At 36.8% G+C, this 18,881-nt stretch carries 21 protein-coding genes; 4 read left to right on the top strand and 17 right to left on the bottom strand.

Going from position 1 to position 18,881, the window contains the following annotated elements; translation table 11 throughout:
- Nucleotides 1–102 precede the first annotated feature (102 nt).
- Both SJY09_RS15415 and SJY09_RS15410 read left to right on the top strand, forming a co-directional pair.
- The gene (locus tag SJY09_RS15415; protein ID WP_396636593.1) at nucleotides 103–1,251 is read left to right on the top strand and encodes a sensor histidine kinase; all 1,149 of its coding nucleotides are present in this window, start codon (nucleotides 103–105) and stop codon (nucleotides 1,249–1,251) included.
- A 2-nt stretch (nucleotides 1,252–1,253) separates the two neighbouring features.
- On the top strand, nucleotides 1,254–1,610 hold the full coding sequence (locus SJY09_RS15410) for a hypothetical protein (RefSeq protein ID WP_396636592.1): 357 nt from the start codon (nucleotides 1,254–1,256) through the stop codon (nucleotides 1,608–1,610).
- On the opposite strand, the gene SJY09_RS15405 is transcribed toward SJY09_RS15410, so the two are convergent.
- Complete coding sequence (locus tag SJY09_RS15405) at nucleotides 1,600–1,989, bottom strand: HIT family protein (RefSeq protein ID WP_396636591.1); 390 nt, start codon at nucleotides 1,987–1,989, stop codon at nucleotides 1,600–1,602. The two genes, SJY09_RS15410 and SJY09_RS15405, sit on opposite strands and share 11 nt — an antisense overlap.
- Before the next feature lie 73 nt (nucleotides 1,990–2,062).
- Nucleotides 2,063–2,539 carry a transcription elongation factor GreA gene (gene greA / locus SJY09_RS15400; protein ID WP_396636590.1) on the bottom strand — a complete coding sequence of 159 codons (477 nt, stop codon included), beginning with the start codon at nucleotides 2,537–2,539 and terminating at the stop codon, nucleotides 2,063–2,065.
- Between the two features lie 226 nt (nucleotides 2,540–2,765).
- Here greA and SJY09_RS15395 point away from each other — a divergent pair, with 226 nt between their 5' ends.
- A complete protein-coding gene (locus SJY09_RS15395; RefSeq protein ID WP_396636589.1) occupies nucleotides 2,766–3,203 on the top strand; it encodes a hypothetical protein in 438 nt (145 codons plus the stop codon).
- Between the two features lie 17 nt (nucleotides 3,204–3,220).
- Here SJY09_RS15395 and SJY09_RS15390 read toward each other — a convergent pair whose 3' ends face one another.
- The 5 genes from SJY09_RS15390 to SJY09_RS15370 form a co-directional block, all read right to left on the bottom strand.
- Complete coding sequence (locus SJY09_RS15390; RefSeq protein WP_396636588.1) at nucleotides 3,221–4,327, bottom strand: PAS domain-containing protein; 1,107 nt, start codon at nucleotides 4,325–4,327, stop codon at nucleotides 3,221–3,223.
- An 86-nt stretch (nucleotides 4,328–4,413) separates the two neighbouring features.
- Nucleotides 4,414–5,307, bottom strand: coding sequence for an ABC transporter substrate-binding protein (locus SJY09_RS15385; RefSeq protein ID WP_396636587.1), 894 nt, complete (start codon nucleotides 5,305–5,307; stop codon nucleotides 4,414–4,416).
- Nucleotides 5,308–5,333: 26 nt separating this feature from the next.
- The gene (gene pnuC, locus SJY09_RS15380; protein ID WP_396636586.1) at nucleotides 5,334–5,924 is read right to left on the bottom strand and encodes a nicotinamide riboside transporter PnuC; all 591 of its coding nucleotides are present in this window, start codon (nucleotides 5,922–5,924) and stop codon (nucleotides 5,334–5,336) included.
- Nucleotides 5,925–6,710 (bottom strand): 2OG-Fe(II) oxygenase family protein, encoded by a 786-nt coding sequence (locus SJY09_RS15375; RefSeq protein WP_396636585.1) that lies wholly within the window; start codon nucleotides 6,708–6,710, stop codon nucleotides 5,925–5,927.
- A gap of 8 nt (nucleotides 6,711–6,718) precedes the next feature.
- A complete protein-coding gene (locus SJY09_RS15370; protein ID WP_396636584.1) occupies nucleotides 6,719–8,893 on the bottom strand; it encodes a TonB-dependent receptor in 2,175 nt (724 codons plus the stop codon).
- A gap of 350 nt (nucleotides 8,894–9,243) precedes the next feature.
- Here SJY09_RS15370 and SJY09_RS15365 point away from each other — a divergent pair, with 350 nt between their 5' ends.
- Entirely contained in the window at nucleotides 9,244–11,712 is a 2,469-nt protein-coding gene (locus SJY09_RS15365) for a hybrid sensor histidine kinase/response regulator (protein WP_396636583.1), read from the top strand.
- On the opposite strand, the gene SJY09_RS15360 is transcribed toward SJY09_RS15365, so the two are convergent.
- The 10 genes from SJY09_RS15360 to SJY09_RS15315 all read right to left on the bottom strand — a co-directional run bounded on the left by SJY09_RS15360 (nucleotide 11,687) and on the right by SJY09_RS15315 (nucleotide 18,830).
- Nucleotides 11,687–13,048 (bottom strand): sigma-54-dependent transcriptional regulator, encoded by a 1,362-nt coding sequence (locus SJY09_RS15360; RefSeq protein WP_396636582.1) that lies wholly within the window; start codon nucleotides 13,046–13,048, stop codon nucleotides 11,687–11,689. The genes SJY09_RS15365 and SJY09_RS15360 overlap by 26 nt on opposite strands.
- Before the next feature lie 162 nt (nucleotides 13,049–13,210).
- Nucleotides 13,211–13,519: a hypothetical protein gene (locus SJY09_RS15355; RefSeq protein ID WP_396636581.1), complete on the bottom strand. Its 309-nt coding sequence runs from the start codon at nucleotides 13,517–13,519 to the stop codon at nucleotides 13,211–13,213.
- A 308-nt stretch (nucleotides 13,520–13,827) separates the two neighbouring features.
- Nucleotides 13,828–14,019, bottom strand: coding sequence for a hypothetical protein (locus SJY09_RS15350; protein WP_396636580.1), 192 nt, complete (start codon nucleotides 14,017–14,019; stop codon nucleotides 13,828–13,830).
- A 216-nt stretch (nucleotides 14,020–14,235) separates the two neighbouring features.
- The gene (locus tag SJY09_RS15345; protein ID WP_396636579.1) at nucleotides 14,236–14,541 is read right to left on the bottom strand and encodes a hypothetical protein; all 306 of its coding nucleotides are present in this window, start codon (nucleotides 14,539–14,541) and stop codon (nucleotides 14,236–14,238) included.
- 158 nt (nucleotides 14,542–14,699) lie between these two features.
- Nucleotides 14,700–14,999, bottom strand: coding sequence for a hypothetical protein (locus SJY09_RS15340; RefSeq protein WP_396636578.1), 300 nt, complete (start codon nucleotides 14,997–14,999; stop codon nucleotides 14,700–14,702).
- 194 nt (nucleotides 15,000–15,193) lie between these two features.
- Complete coding sequence (locus tag SJY09_RS15335; protein WP_396636577.1) at nucleotides 15,194–16,732, bottom strand: DUF4301 family protein; 1,539 nt, start codon at nucleotides 16,730–16,732, stop codon at nucleotides 15,194–15,196.
- Nucleotides 16,729–17,292 (bottom strand): AAA family ATPase, encoded by a 564-nt coding sequence (locus SJY09_RS15330; protein WP_396636576.1) that lies wholly within the window; start codon nucleotides 17,290–17,292, stop codon nucleotides 16,729–16,731. The genes SJY09_RS15335 and SJY09_RS15330 overlap by 4 nt, the downstream gene beginning before the upstream one ends.
- The gene (gene pnuC / locus SJY09_RS15325) at nucleotides 17,253–17,885 is read right to left on the bottom strand and encodes a nicotinamide riboside transporter PnuC (protein WP_396636575.1); all 633 of its coding nucleotides are present in this window, start codon (nucleotides 17,883–17,885) and stop codon (nucleotides 17,253–17,255) included. Before pnuC (SJY09_RS15325) ends, SJY09_RS15330 begins: the two co-directional genes overlap by 40 nt.
- On the bottom strand, nucleotides 17,869–18,129 hold the full coding sequence (locus tag SJY09_RS15320; protein WP_396636574.1) for a thiamine-binding protein: 261 nt from the start codon (nucleotides 18,127–18,129) through the stop codon (nucleotides 17,869–17,871). Before SJY09_RS15320 ends, pnuC (SJY09_RS15325) begins: the two co-directional genes overlap by 17 nt.
- Before the next feature lie 65 nt (nucleotides 18,130–18,194).
- The gene (locus SJY09_RS15315; RefSeq protein ID WP_396636573.1) at nucleotides 18,195–18,830 is read right to left on the bottom strand and encodes a 4'-phosphopantetheinyl transferase family protein; all 636 of its coding nucleotides are present in this window, start codon (nucleotides 18,828–18,830) and stop codon (nucleotides 18,195–18,197) included.
- Between the last annotated feature and the right edge of the window lie 51 nt (nucleotides 18,831–18,881).

Below are 18,881 nucleotides of genomic sequence, written 5' to 3'. Positions count from 1 at the left end.
TCAAAAATACATAAAATGACACTACAATAAAACAATAGTCCACTAATACAACACAACAATTTTTTACAAATTAGGTTATCTTTAGTAATAGAAACGAAATGGATGAAATTTAATCCTAAGAGTAAAACTTCAAATATATTTTTATTAGTAGGCTCCTTTATTGTTGTAAGCCTTATCTTATTGAATACCAACAGCTTTTTTAAAACTTTTAAGGAAGAAGAGCGACTTAAAATGGAGATTTGGGCCACTGCACAATCAGAATTTCTTCACTCTGCGGAAGATGTAGATTTAGGAAGTTTACATCTAAAAGTATTTCAGAACAATACCTCTACTCCAATGATTCTAATCAATAAGGATAGTACTATTAGAGTGAATAATATTCCCGCCGAAAAAGCATCCGATTCGCTTTACATACAAAAAAAATTAAGGCAATTTCAAAACGAGAATACGCCTGTATCCATTGATCAGCAAGGCGAACATTTGGCAACATTATATTACGGAAATTCCGAAGTTTTGAACAAGCTAAAGTATTATCCCATAGCCTTACTCCTAATCATCTTTCTTTTTGGCGCGGTAATCTATTTTCTATTTAGAACAAATAAAGCCTCAGAACAAAATAAGCTTTGGGCAGGGATGGCAAAGGAAACCGCGCACCAAATCGGTACACCATTGTCTTCTTTATTGGGCTGGAACGAGTTGTTGAAATCTGAACATATAAATCCGGATATTACCAAAGAAATAGCAAAGGATATAGACCGGTTGGAAACTATTACCGAACGCTTCTCCAAAATTGGTTCGCTACCCAAACTTAATGAAAGTGATATCGTTCAAGAGACAAAGGCGGCATTTGACTATTTGAAGAAAAGAAGCTCCAAGCTAATTCATTTCACCTTTAATTCTAAAGTAGAATCGCAATTGGTTTTAATGAATAGTTCTTTGTTTAACTGGACTATAGAAAACTTGGTTAAGAACGGAATTGATGCCATGCGCGGTAAAGGAAGTATTGCCATTGAAATAGTTCCTGATGGTAAATTCGTAAATATTTTAGTTGCCGATACAGGCCATGGAATCCCTAAAAGTAATTTTACCAGTATCTTTAATCCAGGGGTAACCTCTAAACGAAGAGGTTGGGGTCTAGGACTTTCACTGGTCAAGAGAATTATAGAAGAATATCATAACGGAAAAATAAAGGTACTTTCGTCAGGTAAAGAGGGTACTATAATGCAAATTTCCCTCAAAGCTCATAAGTAGTCATGGCAAAGGAAAAATTGATTGTTATAAAGGAAGCGGATCTAACCAATAATTGTCCAGAGTGTTTTAATCAGGACCTAAAACTTTCTTTTTATCAAAAACACACCTACGGACGTTTTTTTCATAAAACTACGAACGAAGTAAGTAATCAACTTGTTTGTCGTAAATGTAGCTCTATGATATATCCGGTTGCTTGGACAGACGATATTGAACGTATGTTCAACTACTATCAAAAAACAGTAGTACCCGAGAAAAAATCGAGCAAACCTACCTTTCTCTTTTATCTATTGATTTTGATTGTTCTAGTCTTGACTGCTGTAGGCTTGTATTTTTATTTGGGAGGAACCATTAAAATTTAGCACTGATTTTTGCTGCCAAATCTTTAAATTCTTCAGGAGATAAACTGACTTTATTTTGAAAATTTGCATCCTTCATAGTGGTTAATGGAATCAGATGCACATGCACATGGGGTACTTCTAAGCCTATTACGGACATACCTATACGCTTGCATTCAACAGTTTTTCTTAAAGCTAAACCTACTCTTCTAGAAAAAGCCATGAGCGCAGCATAAGTATCCTCATCCAAGTCTAGTAATTTGTCTACCTCCTGCTTGGGAATACAAAGTGTATGTCCTTTTGCGTTTGGATTAATATCCAAAAAGGCTAAAAAATGGTCATCTTCCGCTATTTTGTAACACGGTATTTCCCCATTGACGATTTTGGTAAATAGTGTTGGCATGGTCATTAATTACATGAAACTAAAAATCCCATTATGAGACATAATGGGATTAAATATAGGTATTAAAACAGTTCTATTCTCTTGTAATCTCAAGAATATCAAACTTTAATGTACCATTAGGAACCGTAATTTCTGCAGTATCTCCAACGCTTTTACCCAAAAGGCCCTTACCTATAGGAGAATTTACCGATATTTTTCCTGTTTTTAAATCCGCTTCACTTTCGGCAACCAACTTATACTTCACCTCCATACCATTGGTCTGGTTCTTCAATTTTACTGTAGATAATACGAGTACTTTAGACGTATCCAATTGTGATTCGTCTATCAGTCTTGCATTAGCTAAAACCCCCTCCATTTTGGAAATCTTCATTTCTAAAAGACCTTGCGCTTCTTTGGCCGCGTCGTACTCCGCATTTTCAGATAAATCTCCTTTATCACGAGCTTCTGCTATTGCCTGTGATGCTTTGGGGCGTTCTATATCTCTAAGATGATTCAGTTCATCTTTTAGCTTTTTTAAGCCCTCTACCGTGTAGTAAGATACGTTACTCATAATTTACTCGTTTAATAAATAGGAAAATCCTCTGCTTTACCCTTATAATGGGGCTTTTTTAGAGAGGATTTAACGCAAATATACATATTTTTTGCGCATTTTTGTTCACCTTTCAGTAAACTACCTCGGGGCAAGTCCGCGAGGCATTCAATGGAAAATTACATTTAATTTCGACGTAAGCGTCGGAGCATATAATCTCGATTATCGAGTAAAAGCATAACTGGGTATGAGCCGTATTTTAAGGATTCTTTTGATTGTATTGGTGGTCTCTTGTTCTAATGAGCAAACCAACAGAAATCCGTTCCTACAAGAAATAGGTTTTAGGTTCGATGCGAATTTGAATTTACCACTTTACAGTCCGCTGACCAATACTGGAAGCGCTGTTTTGGTGCCGAATGCAGGTGTAGGCACCCGTGGTGTTTTTATTATCAATGCCGGCTTTAATCAATTTAGGGCGTTCGAAGCCGGCTGTCCCAACCATGCGCCAAATTCCTGTTCTACTATGGTCCTAGACGGGCAGTTGGCCACATGCGAGTGCGAGGATTATCAGTATAGCTTGTTTACGGGGCAGCAAATTAACAGACCGGATGATGGTAACCGTTACTACGATATGTTAGAATATAGAGCCACGTTCAACGGTAACATCGTAACCATATCTAACTAAGCCTTATTTTATGGGAACTACTCTTGTGTTCCCATCCATTTATCATAATAACTATCGTTGAGCATTTTGGTAAACTTATCCAATTCTTCCCCTACGGATTTTAAATAGCCCGCATACATCTTTAAGGATTGCTCGTCCATGTCTTTCTCAATCTCTATAACGGAAATGATGCTCATTAATGTAGTAATAGGTTTTCTTAGCACATGAGAAATATCGAAGGACATTTGTTCTAAGGTTTTAACGTATTCTTTTTTGCTTGAAATATCTTGAAATGTACCATACCACATCACTTTTCCATCTTCCTTCTTGACTGGTTTTGCCATGCCCTCGTGCCAAGAAACAATCCCGTTCTCCGATACTATCCTAAATTCTGACTGCCACATTCTAAGGTTAACACACGAATCTAAGATGGTTTGTTTTAAGTAACTTAAATCATCTGGATGTATAATGGTATATATTTCTTCCGGGTTTTCTAGAATCTTCTCATCGTCTAAACTTGGATGTATCTTGTTGATACCTTTACTTATAAAAAGAAAATTCAACTTTCCTTGGGCATCAATTTCAAATTGTAGAAAGATACTGGTAGACTGATTGGAGAAACGCTCCAAAGCCATGGTGCCTTTTTTAAGGGTAAGCTCCTGTGCGTAAATCGCTTTCTTGGATTGGAGATACTGCACTACCTCTAAAGCCAAGAGTTTTAGGGCATTTATTTTTCTCGGCGTTATTTTACCAAGTTTTAAATCCATTACCGAAAGTACGCCCAAGACATGACCTTCCAGGGTAGTTAGCGGCACGTTCACCAAGAAGCGAATGGTCTTTTTTCCAATATCAAAAGAACTGACTTTTGTAAAGCGCACATCAAGTATAGCATCTTCTACAACCAATACCTTACTCGGATTTGCGATTGCATATAAACATATATCGTTCAACGAGGCTATTTCATCAATAAAAACCCCTTTCTTAGCTTTGAACCATTGTCTGTCCTTATCGAAAAAGGAAATGGCTGCAATAGGCGTATCACATAGTGTAGCGGCTATCTCTACAATATCATCCAATTTCTTTTCCGAGGGCGTGTCTAAAATCTGATGGGCATAAAGCTCTTCTAGCCTTTTAACTTCACTCATTTAAGGTCTACTATAATCATTTCTACTAAAGATAGATTATTATAAAGAAAATTCCTACTTTTATTATCCTGTGAGTGAAAAAAATCCTACAAAACTAAATCCTTAAAGGATAAAGATGTTTCTTCCAATTGGTACCGCTGAAGCCAATTTAGAAAGTCAGTAACATGTTTTTCTTCTAGGACACCCCAATTTTCGGTATTCCCGTAATATGGCGAAGTAAATTTTTGACTTTCCAAAAGATTGATATTTTTATCCGCCACCGCTACAAACGGAGCAATACATGCCACCGCGGTTTCAGGATTATGCTGCGTGTATATAAATCCTTTTTTGGTTGCTCGTATAAACTCGGAATATACTTTTTTATGTTCTTTAGCAGCTTTTTCACTAGCCATAATCACAGGGGAATAACCATAAGGAATGCCGTAATCACTCATTTTAAAGAGATTTAGTTTTACCTCTTCCGCTGCTGCCCGTATGCCTTCCCAATTTGAAAAAATCCATGTGGCATCTGCGGTACCGTTAAGGATTGTTTCCCAAATCCCCAACTTCTCCGGGTAAGTTATCACAAAAGCTCCATGACCACCATCATTCTTTATCATTTGACTAACAATCTCATCTTCATAACGAGCCTTATAGGAAGCATATGTACAACCATCCAAATCTTTAGGGCTTCGTATACCACTCGATTCCAACACTGCTATTGCGCTAATATCTTCCTTAAATATAGTCGCTATTGCTATGGCATCGAAGGGTTTCTTCTTAGTGCGGTAACTCACTATACTTTCAAAGGGGCAAAGTGCAAAATCTGCTTGTCCCAATTCTACTTTTTTTGCAGGTGTCACCTCATAATTATCACTATCTGGTGTCAATAGGGTAACCTCTAATCCTAAATCGTTATAGAATCCTTTTTCTTTTGCAACATAAAAACCGCTATGGTTCGTATTTGCAGTCCAATCTAGGGCAATCGTAAGTTTTGTCATATGAATACGTTTTTAGGTGAATATTGTCAGGGCTGTGGAACGGTATCCCTGTATTTTTCTCTCCAATTCCAAAAACCATAAAAGGAGAAGCCAAAATATACTATGGTTAATAAAGTATATATGTTCAAGTCTTTTGTTAAATACAAAAAAATAGTAGCTCCGTTAATCACTATCCAAAATAGCCACGCCGCTATGTATTTTTTAACCTCTAAATAGCTGGCCACAAAACTGAAAGCCGTTGTAGTGGCATCAAAATAAGGGCTATCCGCATCTGTGAAATTTGTGAAGAACCATCCCAAAGAAATCGCCCCTAAAGCACCTAAAACAATACTTACCCAAAGTGTTTTTTTGGGTATTTTAACAATGGTAATAGATGTGTTTTGCCCGTCCCTAGTGGTCCATAACCAAAACCCATAAACACCTATAATAACATAATAAACAAATAAGATAGCTTCTGAATACAGGTTGTTCTGATAAAAGAGAATTATACTTAATAACGAAGAGGCTATGCCGAACAGCCAGCATATTCTTTTTTCCTTTATCAAGAAATAAAGATAGGCCAAGCCAAATACCACCGCCATAATCTCTATACTCAAAGCTATATTTTCGGCATTCACTTAAAACTGATTTAGGTACTGTTCATAATAGTCTTTTCCACTTCCTTTGAACGAGCCGAACTGTATGTTAGCCTGCGGTGCGGGTAAGGAAAAGAAGGCAAACGAAAATCGTTGCTCCCTTCTGTTTTCAGGTAGTATTACTCCATGTTTCAGAGCCTTTATTTTTCCATTGGACATTAATTCCATTAAATGGCCTGGAAAGAGCACTACCTCATCTATGTGGTCCAAAACAACTTTGTCTCCAGAGGCCCTTTCGTAAGAAAAGCCAGACTCGAGTCCAAAAAGAAATACGGAAAACAAAGAAACATCGGTATGGTATGAAAGTCGTTCCGAGGGCAATATATTACGGGCTTTAATTGCCAACTCCGGATAAAAATTACAGGACACCATGTGTTTTATATGGTTCTCATAGAAAGCACCAAACTCGTTAAAACCTAATCTCTTCAATACTTCTTTCTCCAATTCTCTGATCCACACCAACTGCTCCGGAAACTCTTGGCTTAAATACGCCTGAAAAACTTCAGGAAAATTTTCTTGATCGCTTATATCAGAAAGCACAAAGGAGTGTAACAAATCTTTATCGTACTGGTTTAAACTATCCGTTTGGCCTAAGTATGAGTACCCATCAAAAGCAACCCCTAGTTCCTTTTGAGAAAACTCCATTCTTTGAGATTGGGGTAGTCCTAAGAACCGTTGCAAAGCGGTTCTTAGTTCACTATCCTTAAAAGCAGGGATATTGGTAGTTATAAAACTATCCCTATGATATAGTTTCAAATCCTGAAACATCCTTTCCACTAAAAATTGACTGTTGCCCCTAGTAGAAAGTTTATTCCGGCCTGCGGATAAAATCCCGCACCTTCAATTGTGGTTATTACATTTGGGTCCGAGAAATCATCATCAAAAGTGAAAAAATAACCGTTGGACTCAAACTTAGCGTCAAATATGTTATTTACCAATCCAGAGAATACAATACTCTTTAAAAAACCATCACATTTTAACTCGTACTGCACATTAAAATCAGTTTGAGAATAAGCATCTAAAATTGATGCCTCCGCATCTATATTACCCATATATTGTTCTCCTACGTATTTAGATAATAATGAAACTTGAAAAGTGTCCGTGGGGCTATACATGAACATATTCCCAAAGATGATATTAGGCGAATAGGCAATATTGGTATTCCCAAGTTCCTCTAACACCCCATCTCTTTGGAAAACAAAATCTTGGTTCTTATTTGTGCTCAAAGCTATGTTAGGTTGTAAGCTGAATTTATCGCTTAATCTAATCGCAGCGTCTATCTCTAATCCTAGTCGGTAACTATCACCTACATTTTCTCGTAAAGGAGCCCCAACATCGTTTAGTTCTCCCGTTAAGACCAATTGATCTTTATAATTCATATAATAGATGTTGGTATTTACCTGCACATCTGGAGAAACATACCGCCATCCCAATTCAAAATCGTTTAATTTTTCAGGTCTTGGGTTTCCACTTTCATAATCGTTTCTATTTGGTTCCCGGTTAGCTACGGCATAGGAGAAATAGAAGTTATTGTTACGGTTTAAATCGAACGTAACACCCGCTTTAGGATTGAAAAAATTAAAAGTGTCGTCTACTATGCCGGTATCCTCACCGTTTGCTCGGTATCCTACTCTTCTGTATTGCAAATCGCCGTAAAGTGACCATTGCTCGTCTATGGAGTAATTTGCTTTAGTGTAGAAATTAAAGTCGGTCTTCGTGGAATTATCATCATAGTAACGGTCTCTAATTTCACTATTGCTTGCGAAACGGGCCCAGATAACTTCGCCAAAATGGTCTCCTTCATACTTGTTCCAACCACCACCCATAATCAGGTTTAAATTGTCCTTGACGTAATTTGCGGAGAACACCGCGCCATAAAAATCATTGTCTAACCAACGTCTTCGGATTAAATCGGTCGTATTTACTTCTTCACCGTTAACATTCAGTGGTTCAAAACCATAGGTAGCAAAATCATCATCTTCTCTAAATTGCTCAAAAAAACCTCTTCCACGAGTATAATGTAGTGCAATATTGGTGCTCCAAGTATTCGAAATCTGTTCGTTCCATAAGAGTTGCGCATGGTCCTGCTTGTAATTGTCTACCTCATTATCATAGAACTGTGTATCACCGTTCTCATCGGTAAATATTCCTGCAGGGTTAAAAGTTCTATCGCTTTCTAAAGTAGCAGCATCTATACCGAACCAAGATTGATAGGTTATTTCATGTCCTCCAAATAATATGGCCTTGATCAAGGTATTGTCGTCCTTAAACGCTCCTTGCAAAAAATAGGAATCCATATCCGCACGCGCCCTATCGATGTAGCCGTCCGAGTTTATTTTAGACAAACGACCTGAAACCTCAACATGGTCATTTAAAAGACCGGTGCTAAATTTTAGATTACTGCGTAAGGTGTTAAAACTTCCTACTGAAGACGAGATTTGTGCATAGGCTTCCTCGGAAAATCCGTCCGTCAATAAATTTAGACTTGCGCCAAAAGCTCCAGCACCATTCGTAGAAGTACCTACCCCCCGCTGTAACTGTAAACTTTCTGTAGACGATGCAAAATCTGGCATATTAACCCAAAAAGTTCCTTGCGATTCCGCATCATTATAAGGTATACCGTTAATGGTTACATTTACCCTTGTGGCATCACTGCCACGAACACGAATACCAGTGTATCCAATTCCCGCACCAGCGTCTGATGTGGTTACCACAGAGGGCAGAAAATTCATCAAAACAGGAATATCCTGACCAAGATTTCGAGGTTTAATATCCTCTTTGGTTAAGTTTGAGAATGTTACCGGAGATTCTTTTGTTACCCGGATTGCGGAAACAAAGACTTCGTCTAAGACTACTTTTTTACCCTCTAAAGAATCTGCCGGTTGTTGTTGGGCCTGTGAGGCCATCGTTAGACCTAACAAGGCCAGTGTTGTGAAAATAGTGTACTTCATTCGTAAAATAGATTACGAATAAAAGGGGCTATTATTCTAAGTTAAAAATTGATTTTAAGTTGCCTTCTAAAACTTTTTTAGCGCAACCATGCGTTACCTAATAGCGATTATCGCTTCCCTTGGCAGCATTACCCGCCCAGGTTCTTTGGGTATAATCTCAGCTTCTTCCTGGACGCTATTCAGGACCAGCCTGATTTTCGTTCGGGATTTGGCACCCCTTTGAGATGCCGCAAATGTAAGACAGCATTTTCATCTTTCATACCATAAAAACAAAAAAAACAATAATCTGCTCGCAAACAATTAACATATACCAAAAACTTAGTGGGCTTTATGGAACGTATATAGTATATATGGGCGGATTCAACACTAGGTTTACTCAAAAAATAACAATCAGTTATTTGCTATTGGCGATATTGGTAGTTATAGCTTCGTTCTATGTTTACGCTGAAATTAGTGATTACCTCTCTACAGAAACTACTACAGAAAACGATATTAAACTACTTAAAACCAATTCTTTCGTATCCCAATTATACGAAGCGGAAAGCCTCTCGGAACTAGCGCTACAGACCCGTAGCAAGAAAAATTTCGACGCCTATAATCAACATATTGAAGCTGTATACAAAGACATTAATGAACTTAGAATCTTAAGCACCAACGAACAACAACGTATTCTTTTGGACAGCCTTCAACTATTATTGGAGAAAAAAGTGCGTAATACAGCGGCACTAAGAAAGCTTAAGACCCAAGACCAAACCAGTGCCGCAATTAACATTGCCTTGAAAGAATTTGACCAAATGGAAGCGAACTTAGGTATTATTACTGCCGAAAGATTAGCTCCAAATCTAGATGAGTTACCCCTCAAAGCCCAAGAAGCCATCAAAAAAGTAGCTAAATATCTCAACAATAATATTCCTCCTAATGAAGCCAATGAGGAGCGAGCAAAACGCACTGATAGTGTTTTAAATGTTTCACGAATGCTGTTACTTGAGGTACAGGAAGAAAACATCCTTAACCTCCAGGCTTTGACCAAACAAGAACGTACGGTTAATAGAACAGACTTGGAGCTATCCCACCAACTACGGCAAATTCTAGCCTCCTTTGAAAGAGAGATTTTAATCAATACTGTAAACGACACTATTAAAAAGGAAACAGCACTTAAAAGAAGTATCCGATTGGCTAGCGGCGTGGCTATTTTAGGATTTTTAGTAGTAGGTTTTTTTATTTTTATTCTCAATAGGGATTTTTGGAAAGCCAATCTTTATCGTCAAAATTTAGAAAAGGAAAAAAGATTTACAGATGTATTGCTTAAAAGTAGAGAACGTTTAATTCGCACCGTAAGTCACGATGTTAGAACTCCCCTGAGCGCTATTACTGGTTATACTTTGCTTTTAGAAGATTCTGTAATTACAAAGGAACAGAAAAAATATCTCAGCAACATTAAGTCGGCAACAAACTATATGAATAATCTGGTAAACGACCTATTGGATTTTTCTCAATTAGAGGCCGAAAAAATGAAGCCCGAAAAAATTACTTTTAATCTTTACGACCTATTGACGGAGACAGCTCAGCATATAGCCACAGCAAAAGCAAATGAAAAGATTTCTCTTGTTTTAGAGATTGATGACTTCCTAAAGAGACCAATCATTAACGACCCGGTAAGAATACGGCAAATTATCGCTAACCTCATCGGTAACGCATTTAAATTCACGGAAGCAGGAAAAATTAAAGTAAAAGCAAGCCTTATCGATACCTCCAAATCTGATGAACAGGTCCAGATATGTATTGCTGATACGGGGATTGGCATTTCAAAAGAACAGCAAGCTATCATTTTTCATGAATTTGAACAGGCATCAAACCATCTGACCAAAAAGCAAAGTGGCTACGGTTTAGGTCTTGCCATAGCCAAGAAACTGACCCTACTTTTAAACGGTACTTTAACCTTAGAAAGCGAATTAGAAAAAGGTAGCGTTTTTACACTTCGGTTTCCTATTATTTTTGGACAGGAAGAAAAGAAAGATGTAGTCCTAGAATCTTCATTATTACTTCAAAAACCGTCACGCATTCTCATCATCGACGACGACACCGCTTTTCTTCACCTATTGGGCGAAATTATAAGTCGCGAGAACATAACACCAATACTTTTCAGCGATTTCAATTTAATCCCTAAAACAGAGGCCGATCTATCCTATGACCTTGTTTTGACCGATATAGAAATGCCAAATACTTCTGGTTTTGATGTGGTGAGTCAGTTGCTCGAGGGAGATTACTCACATTATAAAAATCAGCCTATTATAGCAATGACGGGTAGGAAAGATTTAAAAAAAGAACTTTTCACCTCAAGAGGATTCCTCACTGTTATTCGAAAGCCTTTCTCCAAAATAGAACTTTTACAACATATAGGTGCTTCAAATAATGGTAACATAAGCGACGTTCATAATCTTTCCAAGAACCTGGAAGAAGGTAATCTTTATCGATTAAATGTATTACAATCTTTTTTGGGCGATGATTCCTTAGCAATTCGTGAAATATTGGAAACATTCCGAAAAGATACCACTAAAAATAGGCAGTTTTTAAGAACTGCGGTAACAACGAAAAATACCACAGAAATAAGCTCCATTGCCCATAGAATGCTACCCATGTTCCGGCAACTTCAAATACAGCGCGCTATTCCAATTTTAGAAAAGTTTGAGAAAATCCCTATAGATTACAATAATTGGAAAAAGCTAAAAGCCGATTTTACAAAACTAGACCTATTCCTAGACGAACTATTGATAGTACTTGAAAAGGTCACGGCTACACCTCTAGTTTATAGTGATTAATCCTATTATAAAGCGTTTTTCTTGTTATTCGCAATAGTCTTGCCGCTTTGGATTTATTATAATTAGTGCGTTTTAATGCTTTTAGTATTTGTTCTTTTTCAAATTCTTCCTTGGACAAGTTCTTGTCCTTATCCTTTGCTGGTCCATTAATCATTTCTTGAGGTAAAACACTTGGCTCTATCTCCTCTCCTACAGCAAGTAAAACCGCACGTTTTACAACATTCTGTAATTCTCGAATATTACCTGGCCAATCATAGTTCCTAAAAATTTCCCAGGTATCTTTAGAAAAATCCAAAACATTCTTATTCAGTTCATGATTAGCGGATTCCAAGAATTGATGCGCAAAAATAGGCAGGTCTCCTTCCCTATCTATTAAGGAAGGTATACGCAAAGAAAACTCGTTTAGTCTATGATACAGGTCCTCTCTGAAGGTTCCCTTTTCAACACCTTTTTTTAAATCTTCATTGGTAGCGGAAATGACACGTACGTCTACAATAATCTCTTTGTTACTTCCAATACGTTTTATCTTGCGCTCTTGTAAAGCCCTTAATAGCTGTATTTGATTTTCATAGGATAAATTTCCTACTTCATCCAGAAAAAGCGTTCCTCCATTAGCAGCTTCAAAACTTCCTATTTTATCTGTAATAGCCCCTGTAAAACTCCCTTTTAAATGACCAAAAAACTCACTAGATGCCAGCTCTTTTGGTATAGCACCACAATCCAAGGCTATAAAAGCTTTGTCTTTTCTTTTACTACTTTGATGAATAGCCTTTGCGGAAACCTCTTTCCCCGTTCCGCTTTCTCCAACTATCAGAACGGACATATCCGTTGGTGCCACTAAGGAGATATATTTATCTAGTTCTTGCGCCCCTTCACTTATAAAATGCAACTTGTCTTTATACGAACTACCTTTTAAAGCTGCGGATATCTCATTTTTTGAACTAAATCCACCATTGAGCGTAGTCTTCTCTTCAACAACCGTTTTAGACACTTTTAAAGCTCCTGCTATTATATCGAGAATCTGATCGGGTGTAAAAGGTTTTGCAATATAGTCGTAAGCCCCATTTTTCATGGCTTTTACCGCTGTTGTTACCTCAGCATATCCTGTCATTACTATGACCTGCGTTTTTTCCTTTATTTTAGAGACAAGCTGTAACCCATTATATTCTGGCAGTCTTAAATCCGTTAGGACTACATCATAAGAATGGTTCTTTAATTTTTCTTCTCCGTCCAGACCTGAATGACTAATTTGAACCTGAAAATTTTTCCTTACCAAAAATTTTTGCAGCATTTGTGCAAATGAGATATCATCCTCAATAATTAAGATTTTAGGCATGAAGCAGGCTTTTGTGTTCTTTATATCTACGTAAAAACCACAACATTCGGCTACCTGTCATTTAAAATATTCCGATGGATAGTTCTTTATATAAATAGAAAAAGGTAGCACAAGGCTACCTCTTTCTGACCAAACCAACTTGATACAAACAAGTTTTCCGATTTACATATCTAACCAGTTTCCATGCTCATCCGCATACAAGGTGCCAGAAGTACCATCCTCTAAGGAAACCTCTAACTTGTATTGCTTACTCTCATTAATATAGGCTTTGTTTATGGTAGATGTGGGATAATTTTTACGCACTGCTTCCGTTACTGCCGTAGGTAATTGAGCGACATCAATTTCTGAGAAATCATCATTGACGATTTCGGTATTTTCTACTACTATAGACACCTCAACTTCCTGGGCATCTTTTGCCATTATTGAAAAACTAGCCATTGCGAATACTCCTAATAATAACAACTTCTTCATGTTTTTTTCTTTTAAATTTTACCTCCGTTTTAGTACTACTAGTATAAAGAAATAACGATGCCATGAACGAAATAAATTTTAAATAGCTAACTGTTAATTACTTAAGAAAAGTCGAAACTATTTTAATTGGGTAAAACTGTTTCCTCTTCTCGAATACTGTATACCAATTACCCAAAAAAGAAAGGAGCCGCTTAAGCGACTCCCTTCACAACCAACCAAAAAAACCGAACTTCTAAAGTCATAATTAAAACTTCAACAGGTTAATTCTTCAAAAAAATCCTGTATCACCTCAATTTGGGGGAAAAGTTTTAATTGGTGGCACCTTCATAGTCAATAGTTAGTGTTTCCACAAAGGTTTCATCTATATGATTTATTCTTTCTGCAACTACCTCGTCGGTTACTGCAAGTGTTTTCTTCTCTTCATTTAAAATTATGGAGGACAAGACCCAAAAACAGATCGTAAAAACACCTAATAAAATTGATTTTGAAATATCTTCCATATATAAAATTGTATTAATATTCTTTTTCCCAGCAAATCCTTGCTATGACACACAAAGATGTTACACATACTACTGTTCCTACCGCTGCAAACACCATTGTTACCATTTTCTTTTCTTTTGTTCTACATTTTATAAGACACGCTTTTTTTCATGAAGTCACTTTAGAACATAAAAAAAGCTGCACTAGGCAGCTTTTTTTATGTTCAATCTTCGTATTTAATTCTTTTTGAACCAATTACCGTAAGAATCTATATAAACAGTTCTTCTAGTACCGCTTTTTAAAACCATGATAAGTTTAAACTCTCCATTAGAATTTTTGTAAACAGCTCCTAACTTAGAAGTAGGATATTGTTTTAACAATTCTTCCACAACGGGTGGCGTTAATTCTTTAGAACTTACTTTTTTAAAATCGTCCGTAGTAACAACAACTGAATAATTATCGCCTGAATTTGAAATATCCTTGGCTCCTGCATTAAAAATCGTTCCAATGGCAACAAGTGCTAGTATCGCGTATCTTTTCATTCTATAATTTTAATATGATTATTGTAATCTACCCTATTTACGGACGCTAGCGGCTTACAGATGTTTGCATGCACAAATTTTATACTTTTTTAACTATCGGAAAAATAAAAAAGCTGCCGAAGCAGCTTTTAACTAAACTAACAAACTATATAGAACAATTACATTTCTAACCAGTTGCCTTCTGCATCTGCATACAACTCGGCTGTACTACCGTCTTCTTTAGCAATTTCTAATTTATATTGTCCCTCACCATTTACATAGGCCTTGTTTAAAGTAGCACTTGGAAAATCTGTGCTCAAAGCATCAATCACTGCCTGCGGAAGGTCAGAGGTAGAAATCTCTGTGAAATCTTGAATAATCAATTCTTCCACAAGCATATCCTGAACTTTTGGTTCCTCGGCAGCATTTAACACTATTCCTCCCAATACGATTACGATAACATAAACTAACTTTTTCATTTTATCTATTTTTAAATTAAACATTCTTGTCAGGTATAGTAGAAAAATCATACCACAGAAAATATATAGACACAACTATTTGAAAATTAGCTTCTTACAAATTAAAGCTATTTAAAAGGGATGGGTAAAACTGTCCAGAAACAACAGAAGTGTGTAATACATACACACTTCTGCTGTTCAAGAAATAAAGTTAATTAACCTTGATGTGAAGGTTTTAATAAGTCGTTTACCGTTTTTACCGGATTAAAAGTTACCAAGGGAACCTCTACAAAAATCGTGTTCCAGTATGCCATAGCACCGTTCCATAATCCTGGGAGTTCTAAGGCCTTTAGCTCCTTTCCGTCTTTAGTTTTTCCGGTAATAAAGCCCTGTTTGTGATCTACGAATTTTAATAAATCTAGTTTTTCTCCTTTGTGATTGCGAACTCCACAAACCAAATCTACTGGATTAAAGTGTGTAGCATTCTTTAAAATAGCTACTTGCTCTTGGTCAGACATATCTATCTGAGCCGATTCTATAATCTGAAGTGACAACTCTCCTTGCGCATTAGTTATCCAAAACGGACCACCCCCAGGCTCACCTTCATTCTTTACCATACCACAGACCCTGATTGGGCGTTGTAATTTCTTTTGAAGTACCTGTAGTTGTTCTTCTTTGGTAAGATTCATATAACCATCAACGAATCTTGCATTAAGTTTAGACTCCAAAAATTCTTTTATTTCTGTACGCTGGCTATCGTCGATGTCACCATTCTGTATTAGTTTGGTATAATTAAAGGCCTTTTCCTGTGCATTTAATAATACTCCTGCCAATATTTTTTTACTCTTGGCTACGGCATCCGCATCGCGCATAACCGCTACATTATCTATATTTTTAATAAAGATTATATCCGCATCCTGTTCGTTCAGGTTTTCAATTAAAGCACCATGACCTCCGGGTCTAAACAATAGGGAGCCGTCACTGTTTCTAAAAGGTTTATTCTTCATATCCACTGCAATAGTATCCGTTGCTGATTTTTGGAATGAGTAATCCACAGTAAAATCCGTGTCCGTACTTTTAGAAACCCGATTTTCCACTTGTGAAAATTCTTTCTTGAACATTTCTTCATGTTGCTCAGAAATGGTAAAATGGAGTTTAGCATTTCCCTTAGAGGAGCCATAGAGCGCTCCTTCCTTTAAATGCTCCTCGAATGGCGTCGCCGTACTTTCTTCGTATTTATGAAAGGGCAGTAATCCCTTAGGATAAAAACCATAGTTTAATGCATCTTCCGACATCATCTCAGAAACAAATGCATAAACCTCTTCTCCTTTGGTAGTACTTTCCGAATTAAGCCTATCCTTGACTTTTTGGTAAAAAGGAAAATTTTTCATCCCTTCTGCAAATACGTTCATATCCTTATCGTTGGAACGCTCTAAGTATGCTTCAAAGGATTCTTCTTTTGGATTATAGGCGTCTAAAAAACTAAACAAGGCCTTGAACATACGGGAAGCAGCACCAGACGCAGGAACAAATTTTAATATAGAAAGGGCTATGGCGTTGTTCTCATAATTCCCGACCAAATCCTGCTCTTCTTCTTTGGTAAACCGATAAATACCATCACCGACTACCGCAGCTCGCTGTAAATTAACGAAGGGAATGCCCTCTTTAAATGTTTCAATCTGTGCGCTGACCTTAGTTTCAGATATACCTTTGGACTTTAACTGCTCTTTATCTTGCTTCGTAAATTCAATCATTTTTCTAGTAACTTATCTATGTGTTCTATAGCCGTTTTTAAACGCTCTTTTTTATTTCCCTTTAATATAATAAAATTACGGTTGTATTTCTCTAATGTGTTTTTAAAATAAGAAAACATTTCTTCTCGTTCTTCGGGTTTATCCCGTAAATCATCAGCCTCCCAGGGAATATCTATGTAGGTTAGGAAATACAGGTCATATTTATTCTGCAAGGCATGTTTTTCAAGAATGGGATCACAATCGCCAATATAATATGCCTCCGAATATACTTTTGTCTCCAATAAATCTGTATCGCATATCAAAATTTCTGTAGCTTTTTTGATCAGACTATTCTCCAACTGCATTTGCCCAGCGGCTATGGGCAATAAGTCATGCGGTTCGCAGGTTTTTCGTTCATTGTTCCACTTCTGCTGTAAATACTCACGTGCATACTCTGGTACCCAGACCGTATTGTAGTGCCTTGCCAACTGTTCTGACAGGGTTGTTTTTCCCGTAGATTCGGGTCCAAAAAGAACTATTTTTAAGAGGTCTGAAGGTTGTTGTTTATACTTTTCTTCCATGCGAGGTATCCGTAAATAGCAATAATGGTAAATAAAAAGAACTGAAGTGATGTAAATATAAGCCCTTTGTACCAATACAAGGGTACGGATATAATATCTCCGATTATCCAATAAATCCAGTTTTCTAATTTCTTCTTTGCCATAAGCCACATTCCTACGAAAAAGATAGCGGTAGTACATGTGTCTACATAGGCTGTCCAATTATTAAACTTGTCAAAAAACCAATATACTGTACATACGAACAGGACTGTGGATACAAATAGTATAACAGACCATTTTTTTTCTTTTAACGTGGTTCTAGTTATGGGTATAAAATGGGTGCCATCTACTTTCCTTGTCCAGACATACCAACCAAATACACTCATGGAAAAGTAATAGGCATTAATGAGCATATCTCCCAGCAGACCAAAGACCAAAAGAATATAAACAAATATTCCCGTGCTAATAATTCCTGTTGGAAAAACAAGAATATTTTCTTGCTTGGAATACCATACGCTTAGAAAGCCAAAGAAAACGCCGATCATCTCTAATATTACTAGATGTGATGGCGTGCCCTCATATTGCCCAAAAATCCAATCAAAAATGAGGCTCATAATCGCTTCTGTCAGATTTTACCAGCTTCATATAGAGCAGGCCTCTATCCATTAATTCAAAGGCTGTTTTAATTTCTTGATTTAAAACTTCCATTACAGCATCATATTCTCCGTAAACTTGGGTACTTAAAGGATTTTCAAGTATCGTAATTCCTGAGGCCCTCAGTTTTTTAATGAAGTTGATAATATGTTCTTCAAAATCATCCTGCAAGGGAGAAAAAGTAAGCTCTACTGATATATTCATAATGAGGGTTTAGGGTTTAGGGAGGTACTATAATTATTTCGTATTTTAATTCGTTTTTTCAACATTCAACTTAAACGAAGTGCATATACACAGGTAAAGCCTTCAAACTCCAAAAAATTAATACTGTACTGAGATTTATCTCCCTTATATAATATTTCTGCATTGGTTTTTTCATCGGCAAAGGAGAAATCGGAAACGTTTATATGACGTAAAAAACTGATTCCTTGCTGCCCGTATATTTTGTAAAGCGACTCCTTTGCCCCCCAAACTATGGTCAATTTCCTAACAATTGCAGCAGTATTGGCCAAAGTTCGGTATTCCTCAAATGGAGTAAATTTATGTGCTATTCTCAATATCTTATCCCGCTGCATTTCAATATCAATACCAACTTCGTCACTACTACTGATAATGATACCTGTAAAATTATGGGAGTGGGTTATAGAAATATGCTTGCCATCTTTTAAATGCGGTTTCCCTGCTTCATTATAAATTAAATCTTCATCCACATAATCGTACAGGGCCAAAAGATGACGAATACTTAAAAAGGCCCTACGATGCATTTCGGATTTCATGCCATCATAACGAAGTTGACAGTTTTGACTTAAAACAATCCCCTCGCCTAAATATTCCTCCGATTCATCAACCTTCCAAATAGCAATGAAAGTATCTTTATTTACTGTTATAGTTTTGTAAAGCGGCATGGGGTTCTTTGTCTATTTCGTACCTTTGCAAAGCCTCACCCAAAGCTGCAA

Origin of the sequence: Maribacter sp. R77961 (assembly GCF_044594925.1) — a bacterium.
GTDB lineage: Bacteria > Bacteroidota > Bacteroidia > Flavobacteriales > Flavobacteriaceae > Maribacter.
The sequence above is the reverse complement of the archived record's forward strand: the minus strand, read 5'-3'. Positions and strand labels throughout refer to the sequence as shown.

Coding starts and splice junctions, on each gene's coding strand:
- SJY09_RS15350 (WP_396636580.1), bottom strand. CDS start 14,019: ATGGAAGATATTTCAAAATCAATTTTATTAGGTGTTTTTACGATCTGT.
- SJY09_RS15410 (WP_396636592.1), top strand. CDS start 1,254: ATGGCAAAGGAAAAATTGATTGTTATAAAGGAAGCGGATCTAACCAAT.
- SJY09_RS15385 (WP_396636587.1), bottom strand. CDS start 5,307: ATGACAAAACTTACGATTGCCCTAGATTGGACTGCAAATACGAACCAT.
- SJY09_RS15360 (WP_396636582.1), bottom strand. CDS start 13,048: ATGCCTAAAATCTTAATTATTGAGGATGATATCTCATTTGCACAAATG.
- pnuC (WP_396636575.1), bottom strand. CDS start 17,885: ATGAGCCTCATTTTTGATTGGATTTTTGGGCAATATGAGGGCACGCCA.
- SJY09_RS15415 (WP_396636593.1), top strand. CDS start 103: ATGAAATTTAATCCTAAGAGTAAAACTTCAAATATATTTTTATTAGTA.
- SJY09_RS15365 (WP_396636583.1), top strand. CDS start 9,244: ATGGGCGGATTCAACACTAGGTTTACTCAAAAAATAACAATCAGTTAT.
- SJY09_RS15355 (WP_396636581.1), bottom strand. CDS start 13,519: ATGAAGAAGTTGTTATTATTAGGAGTATTCGCAATGGCTAGTTTTTCA.
- greA (WP_396636590.1), bottom strand. CDS start 2,539: ATGAGTAACGTATCTTACTACACGGTAGAGGGCTTAAAAAAGCTAAAA.
- SJY09_RS15320 (WP_396636574.1), bottom strand. CDS start 18,129: ATGAATATATCAGTAGAGCTTACTTTTTCTCCCTTGCAGGATGATTTT.
- SJY09_RS15370 (WP_396636584.1), bottom strand. CDS start 8,893: ATGAAGTACACTATTTTCACAACACTGGCCTTGTTAGGTCTAACGATG.
- SJY09_RS15315 (WP_396636573.1), bottom strand. CDS start 18,830: ATGCCGCTTTACAAAACTATAACAGTAAATAAAGATACTTTCATTGCT.
- SJY09_RS15335 (WP_396636577.1), bottom strand. CDS start 16,732: ATGATTGAATTTACGAAGCAAGATAAAGAGCAGTTAAAGTCCAAAGGT.
- SJY09_RS15330 (WP_396636576.1), bottom strand. CDS start 17,292: ATGGAAGAAAAGTATAAACAACAACCTTCAGACCTCTTAAAAATAGTT.
- SJY09_RS15375 (WP_396636585.1), bottom strand. CDS start 6,710: ATGTTTCAGGATTTGAAACTATATCATAGGGATAGTTTTATAACTACC.
- SJY09_RS15345 (WP_396636579.1), bottom strand. CDS start 14,541: ATGAAAAGATACGCGATACTAGCACTTGTTGCCATTGGAACGATTTTT.
- SJY09_RS15390 (WP_396636588.1), bottom strand. CDS start 4,327: ATGAGTGAAGTTAAAAGGCTAGAAGAGCTTTATGCCCATCAGATTTTA.
- SJY09_RS15340 (WP_396636578.1), bottom strand. CDS start 14,999: ATGAAAAAGTTAGTTTATGTTATCGTAATCGTATTGGGAGGAATAGTG.
- SJY09_RS15395 (WP_396636589.1), top strand. CDS start 2,766: ATGAGCCGTATTTTAAGGATTCTTTTGATTGTATTGGTGGTCTCTTGT.
- SJY09_RS15405 (WP_396636591.1), bottom strand. CDS start 1,989: ATGCCAACACTATTTACCAAAATCGTCAATGGGGAAATACCGTGTTAC.